Origin of the sequence: Rhodococcus sp. R1101 (assembly GCF_000278445.1) — a bacterium.
Taxonomy (GTDB): domain Bacteria; phylum Actinomycetota; class Actinomycetes; order Mycobacteriales; family Mycobacteriaceae; genus Rhodococcus; species Rhodococcus gordoniae.
On sequence record NZ_AJVB01000215.1, the window covers coordinates 1 to 6423 of the forward strand.

7 protein-coding genes are annotated in these 6423 nt (G+C 63.9%); 2 read left to right on the forward strand and 5 right to left on the reverse strand.

Annotation, left to right across the window (positions count from 1 at the left end; translation table 11 throughout):
• Positions 1-184: 184 nt before the first annotated feature.
• Positions 185-1072: an alpha/beta fold hydrolase gene (locus R1101_RS0113990; RefSeq protein ID WP_016934036.1), complete on the reverse strand. Its 888-nt coding sequence runs from the start codon at positions 1070-1072 to the stop codon at positions 185-187.
• 347 nt (positions 1073-1419) lie between these two features.
• Between R1101_RS0113990 and R1101_RS0113995 the strand changes: the two genes are divergently transcribed.
• On the forward strand, positions 1420-1872 hold the full coding sequence (locus R1101_RS0113995; RefSeq protein WP_016934037.1) for a MarR family winged helix-turn-helix transcriptional regulator: 453 nt from the start codon (positions 1420-1422) through the stop codon (positions 1870-1872).
• Between the two features lie 1083 nt (positions 1873-2955).
• On the opposite strand, the gene R1101_RS31020 is transcribed toward R1101_RS0113995, so the two are convergent.
• Entirely contained in the window at positions 2956-3588 is a 633-nt protein-coding gene (locus R1101_RS31020) for an AMIN-like domain-containing (lipo)protein (protein ID WP_232284753.1), read from the reverse strand.
• A 251-nt stretch (positions 3589-3839) separates the two neighbouring features.
• Between R1101_RS31020 and R1101_RS0114005 the strand changes: the two genes are divergently transcribed.
• Positions 3840-4574, forward strand: coding sequence for a hypothetical protein (locus R1101_RS0114005; RefSeq protein WP_332307006.1), 735 nt, complete (start codon positions 3840-3842; stop codon positions 4572-4574).
• A gap of 301 nt (positions 4575-4875) precedes the next feature.
• Here the strand turns inward: R1101_RS0114005 and R1101_RS26800 are convergent, their stop codons facing one another.
• The 3 genes from R1101_RS26800 to R1101_RS31325 form a co-directional block, all read right to left on the reverse strand.
• A complete protein-coding gene (locus tag R1101_RS26800; RefSeq protein WP_016934040.1) occupies positions 4876-5235 on the reverse strand; it encodes a nitroreductase/quinone reductase family protein in 360 nt (119 codons plus the stop codon).
• 255 nt (positions 5236-5490) lie between these two features.
• The gene (locus R1101_RS31025) at positions 5491-5700 is read right to left on the reverse strand and encodes an oligopeptide/dipeptide ABC transporter ATP-binding protein (protein ID WP_269726636.1); all 210 of its coding nucleotides are present in this window, start codon (positions 5698-5700) and stop codon (positions 5491-5493) included.
• 263 nt (positions 5701-5963) lie between these two features.
• Positions 5964-6092, reverse strand: a complete 129-nt coding sequence (locus R1101_RS31325) for a hypothetical protein (protein WP_016934043.1) — start codon at positions 6090-6092, stop codon at positions 5964-5966.
• Positions 6093-6423 lie beyond the last annotated feature (331 nt).

The window sequence follows — 6423 nt, forward strand, 5'->3', positions numbered from 1 at the left end:
CCGGGGCCATCCGATCGGACCGTCACCGGAAAGGGTCGTCCCAGCAATCGATTCGACCCGCCGGCAGGACGTTCCGGCTGCGTCGGCGGTTGTCGGGTTGGATTCATCGGCATCACTATCTGCTGCGCACCCGGTCGCCGGAACGCCGAGCGACGACGTCGTTCCAGGCGGCCGAAGTCGACGCTCAGGGCTCTCGGCGGAGCAGGAACTCGAGTGCGACACGCTCGAACGCTTCCTTGGCTTCGAGCATTACCCAGTGCCCGCAGTTCGGGAAGATGTGGAGCTCGGCTTTGGGCGCCAATCGAAGTGGAACGAGTGGCATGTCGGGCGGACACTGCCGGTCATCGAGTCCCCAGGTGAACAGTGTCGGGCACTGAACCTTCCGCATCATCGACCAGTACGGCGGTGCGTCGGAGGACTCGAGCGCGCGTTGCTGTTCGATAGCTGCTTGGGATCCGTACATCGCGGCAAGTGTCTTGTGGGACGCAGGGTCTTTCGCGGTCTCCCACCGCTCTTCGATGCGCTCTTCCGTGATGACGGCAGGGTCGTAGACCATGCAGTTGAGCCATCGCACCAGCTTCTCGCGACTGGGTTCGTCGGCGAAGTCGCGCAGCAGCCGAGTGCCTTCGCTGGGCTGCTGGCTGAAGATGTTCGGCCCGACCCCGCCGATAGTGATCAACTTCGAGACCCTGTCGGGGTGCCGCATCGCGACATGGACGCCAACGACACCGCCCATCGAATTGCCGATGATCGCAGCAGATTCGATACCGACGGCATCCATGAACCGTGTCACCGCGGCGGCGGCTGTCGCGATGGGGTAGCCGTCCACCGGGTCACTGATACCGAATCCCGGAAACTCCAGCACGTAGCAGTGGAACTGCTGCGCCAGCGTCGCGAGGTTTCCGCGGTAGTTGCGCCATCCGCTGACGCCGATGCCTGAGCCGTGTAGCAACAACAGAGGCGGACCGTCACCGGCCTCGTGATACCGCAACACCCCTTCATCGGTGACGACTTCTCTCTTGCTCTCCTCGTAGGAAATGTCCTCTGCCTGCGATTCGATCGTCATGGACATCTGGCTCCTCCACTCCGTAATAAACGGGCGAGTCGACGTGGCGCGCCCGAGCCGCGTGGGCGGGCGGACTCTGACTTGTCCTCCGTCGGGCGACACGACGACAGTATCAAGTATCTGTCATAGATCAATAGACTTATTCACGGCTCGATGTTGATACGTCTGCACTCACCGCATCACATGTTCGAGAAGTTCATGCTTCGAGGACTTCATGGGCGGGTAAGATTTGGCCGGCCGGGATTGTCGAGGGCGGCGCCTAGCAGAGGCTCTCGGCCGGCGAATTGGCGTGCGTCGACATGAAGCAATACTCTGATACATCAAAGTAGGTGTAGACGGAGGAGAAGCGCTCGGTGAGGGATGAGACTGTCGACAACTCGCTGTCCGAGGTGCTCGACGACCGACTCGGCACCCACGTTCGGCGAATCTCGCGGCTGATCATCGACGCGAAGGCGGCGGCCCTGCGTCCACTCGACCTCACCGTGCCGCAGTATGCGACTCTCCTGTCGATCAGGCACCTCGAGCCGACCTCTGCAGCGCAGCTCGCACGAACTGGGCAGAGCACCCCCCAAGCGACTGCCACGATGTTGGCCACTCTCGAGAGCAAGGGCCTCATCAGTCGGCGACCGTCCCCGATGCATCAGAAGCTCGTAGAGGTACGGCTGACAACGCTCGGCGCGAAGGCCATCGAGGAAGCCGACGACCTCGCGGCAGGCATCGAGGCCGAGCTGCGCGCCGGCATCGGCGAAGACCTGTTCGACAGCGTCCTCAGAATCGAGCAGATCGCGAAGGATCTACTTCAGTAGGTCCCTGTAGTAGGCCCCTCCGCGCACATAGGATGGACAGTGCTGCGATGTAGCACGCGAACCACATCAGGCGCTCCCAGCCCACGGCGCCGGTGAGGAAGCGAACCGCCCCGGATGACCAGGAAAATGGCCGAGGATCTTCGCCGGTTCCGGGCCGAAAATCTGGAATGAGCCCACACCGCGATGAAGGCGCGGCCGCGGCGAATTCGGGAACACCCTCTTCGTCGACAAGGAAGGCAAGCGATGGACGATCACCTGGGGCGCTCATCCCACTCCTCGCTGCCGGAGCGTCCACTGGAGTACTGGATCCCTCCGGACCTGGCGCGGCCGAGCGACCCGGAGGCTCGCTCCCGCCTGCGCGAACTGACCGACACCCGGGGCGCTGTGACAGCAGCCCGGGGAGCGCAGATCGGGGCCGGCGCGGTTCTCATTCTCACCGGGGTCTTCATCACCATCATGGGCGGAGGCGTCGGACCTTCGGCCGCCCTCGGAATCATCGGAGCGGGACTCCTTGTTCTCGATGCTCGGATGCCGCCGCGTTCGATCCCGGCTGCCCAACACGCGACGCACCCTGATCACGCGCGGACCGGGATCGACACGGGGTGGCATCAGCATGATCGCCTTCTTCGCCGTCGCCCTCGGCGCGGTATTCGGCTACAGCGTATTCGACAACGGGGCACGAGGAGGCTCTACTCGAACAGGACCTCCGGACGTGGCGCGATCCTGTCGGCAATGCCACGTACGGGCCTCTCTGACTGCTGCTCGCACCCAAGCCGGCATCGTTGACCGCAAATGTCATGTGCGAGTTGAGGAAACGAAACGATGTGGCGTAGAGGAAGTGGACCGACCCGGGTCGGATTGGCGAGTGACCACCGGATACGTCGAACGCCGACGATCGCTGCCCACCACCACCGTGTCCTGGCTACAGACCCTACGAGGAGCAATTCGGAAGGTTTCGATGCTGATCGCGTCCCGGACTTTGCACACCTGGTCCGGCAGGTTCGGACGACGGGCCGGCAGTCGAACGCACACCGGCCGTCACGAGCCCAGCCGGTACTCGCGTTCCACTCCGGCCTGGGGCGGTTACCGCGACGCCGTGGCGACCGCGACCTCGAGGGTGCCAGCGGTGGGCGCGCTGTCCACGGTGATCACCGGTGTGCCGGTGCGGGTACCGATGAACGTCTGGGCGAGATGGTTGACGCTGGGGTAGCCGAACACCTCGACCACTTCCGAGGTACTCGAAGGGGAAAGGTATACCGGTGCTCCACCGGACCAGACTTCACCGGTGTCGGCGCCACTGAAGTCGACTTGGAGCACGCACCGGCCGGAGACCGGTGCAGAAGCATCCTCCCCCTGGCGGAACGCGACGGCGACGAAACGCGCCGACCATCCGATCGATCCGTCACCACTGAAGGTGAACATCACCCGATCCTCATCGGTACCGACGATGTCGACGGAGTCGAGCACGGGATAGACCACTGCCGGCGGGGTCTCGCCGGGTGCGAACGTGCCGTCTGCAGGCATTCCTGTCGGGCGGGGCGGCGCAGAAATTCCTACCCGCAGAGTCCCGGTGAAGGACTCGACCCGCTCGCAGGACATCCCGGACGCATCGCCGGTTCGCGCGCCGGGTCCAGTGATCTGCTCCCCGGTTGCGCATCCTGCGGCCAGGACCGCGAGCGAGAGGATTACTGCGGCCATACGGACAGGTACCTGCATGATCGCGAGACTCCCTTCGACACCCGTGGGGTATGCAGGGCACCTTAACGCGAAGACCGGGAGGGGAGTTTGCACGCACCGTGATCGGGGCGGCATCTCCCGGCCATCGAATCGGTCGCGGTTATCGTCTCGTCGAGGTCGACGCACCGCCTCGAGCTCCCTCTCGAGGTTCTCCATGGCCCTCTCCCCCGATCGAACCGATGGCGGTACATCCCGGTCGGGATCGCTCCGACCTCCGATCGACTCGGCACATGGTTGCGGTGCGGATCGTCGTGGCCCCGCTTGGTGTACGCCATCCTTTCGACGATATTGCGCGGGGCAATGAGTTCCTGGAGCACGCGCACACTCACCCCACATTCCTTCCCCGCCTGGAACAGGGTTCCGCCGAAAACATGCGGGGCGCGCACCCACGCACCAAGATCAGAAATGTTGTCCCATCATCCGACCACAAGGAACCCTCCATGCGATCGATCCTCCGCACCGCCTTTGTCACCTCCGCAGCCGTTCCCCTGGCTGTGGCCGTCCCCGGTCTCGCCGCAGCCGCCGACGCGAGCGAAGTCACCTACGCCTTCGGAGTCGACGGCCACAGCGTGACCAATACAGTCACCAACAACACCGGCGGTATCCTGACCTGCGCGACGTCGCTCGCACCCGCGCCCGGCGGGGTCCTTCCCCCAGTGAGTGAAGTTCTCTACGGCACGCAACTCGGCACTTCCAGCGACATCCGACCGGGCGCCACCGTGCACACCGTGATCGATGTTCCCGACGGTTCCTACGTCGCCTTGGCGTCGTGCGTAAATGCCGACGCGACCGCCATGTGGGTCTCCGACTATCCCGGCATCGAAGAAACTCTGGCGCTGTTCCCGTACGAATCGTTCACCGTCGAACAGGCGGCAACAGTGGTCACCGTGCCGGCCGAACTCCCGGCGCTCCCGTCACCCGGCAACGAGCCGGTGCCCAACCCGTTGTTCGGCAGCAGCAACTAACCATCCTCACGCTCCCCGCACGACTGTGGCTTGCACCCCTATATCGGTGCAGGCCACAGTGTTTCCTCAGGGTTCGGGGAACGAGTAGTGCAGCCCCGTGCACACCATTCGACGCGCCGAGGCCGGCGATTCTCAGGAAGCGCTCAGACCTCACCGTCGAGAGTCGACACGACCAACGGCACAGGCCGGCCCGTCTTGGACTGGAATCCGCCAACAGAGGGTTGTCGACCAGCACCCAGCCCGCAAACTCGTCGTACTCCGCACCTTCGAACACCCTGCCTGTCCCCCCCCCCCGGTAGACCTAGTCCCGGAGCTCGACAACGACCTGCGGATTCACCTTGATGTTGTACCACCAGGCCGGGTACCTGTCCTCCGTGAACGAGCTCACGAACATGACGTCGCCCCGGTACAGAGGCGCCAACGGAACCGGATGCCGCCTCCCGCTCCTGGCTCCCCTGGTAGTGGGCAAGATGAGATCCCCACCCGCGTAAGCACCACCCACCTTGCCCGAATTCTCCCGGAACTCCCTGATCACATCATCATTCCAATCGACGATGCCGCCCTGCCCGTCCCAAGCCTGGTTCCACGGCGCATCGGGATCGCAATAGTCGGTGATATCGGCCCGATCCGACCGACTCGCAGCCGCAAAGATTTCGCTCATGACCCGAGTGCCGCAAATGCAGGACAGTTGCCGTCCTGAATACGGTGCTCGACGCGGATGCTCGGCAAGAACCGCTCGATGTCGACAGCGACACGAATCACCCTACGTCGCCACGGTGGACACCCCGCTCCGGGAGAAGTGTTGCGCGCCGGGTTCAGTAGGGGCTCTCGGCTACCCGCTCGGTTGTTCCGGCTGGACTGTCTGAATGCCAGTAGGATTGTTCGACTGTCGGTGACAGCGTTGTCGTACGAATCGTCAGACGTGGTGGCAGGCCACGAAGTGGTTGTCGCCGACCTCGCGCAGCTGTGGTTCCTCGGCCGCGCAGTTGTCGGTCGCGAGGGGGCACCGCGTCCGAAAACGACAGCCCGATGGCGGGTTCAGTGGCGACGGCAGGTCACCTTCGATCTGCCCGACGTCCAACGCGTCTGCGTGATGTCGTTCGGGGTTGGGAATCGAATCCAGCAACAGTCTCGACTATGGATGCCGCACAGCATTTTCCATGTTCGCAGCGGGCGATACCTCACAGCCCTTCTCGAGGTACGTCACCATCACCCGGTCACTGATGCTCTTCACCACCGCCATGTTGTGGGCGATGAAGATCATCGACAGGTCGAACTCGCTGATGTGGAAACTCCTCGAACCCTCCCAACCGCGTTGAGCCCTCTCGGAACAAGGCGGGACTGGACAACATGGACTCTCCCGAGTCCGCTGCCGGAACGAAGGGCAGGTTACGGGATAACACCGATGCCGACGACCTCGAGATCGTGACCGATGCTCAGCCTTCCGCCGAAGCCCGCCACGCATGCCGCCCAGGTCTCCTCCGGGCGGTTGCCGGGAACCATGTGCGAGAGCACCACCGTCCCGACCCCGCCTGCTGTGCGATCGGGTCGATGTCATCGATGTGTGTGTGACTCGGTCAGATGCTGGTACAGCCCCTCCTGGGCGTCGGTGCGCGGTTCGAGGTCGGTCCGGTGTCGCCGGAGAGGACGATCGATCCGTCGTTGGTGTCGAACCGTACTACACGAGCAGGTCGACCGACCTTCCGCTTGGGAGGTCGGTCGCCTTCCCTCTGCCCGTGCATTCATGGGGCTGCTCGACGACCTGCCGTCACATCGGCCGTGGAGTGACGGACCTTACTCACAAGGATGCAGGTCTACCTGTCACGGTGCGGTTCCGGACTCAGGGTTG

Bases quoted from the DNA above. Each gene is read 5' to 3' on its own strand.
- R1101_RS26800 (WP_016934040.1), bottom strand. From the start codon at position 5,235: ATGAGCGAAATCTTTGCGGCTGCGAGTCGGTCGGATCGGGCCGATATC.
- R1101_RS0113990 (WP_016934036.1), bottom strand. From the start codon at position 1,072: ATGTCCATGACGATCGAATCGCAGGCAGAGGACATTTCCTACGAGGAG.
- R1101_RS31020 (WP_232284753.1), bottom strand. From the start codon at position 3,588: ATGCAGGTACCTGTCCGTATGGCCGCAGTAATCCTCTCGCTCGCGGTC.
- R1101_RS0114005 (WP_332307006.1), top strand. From the start codon at position 3,840: ATGGTTGCGGTGCGGATCGTCGTGGCCCCGCTTGGTGTACGCCATCCT.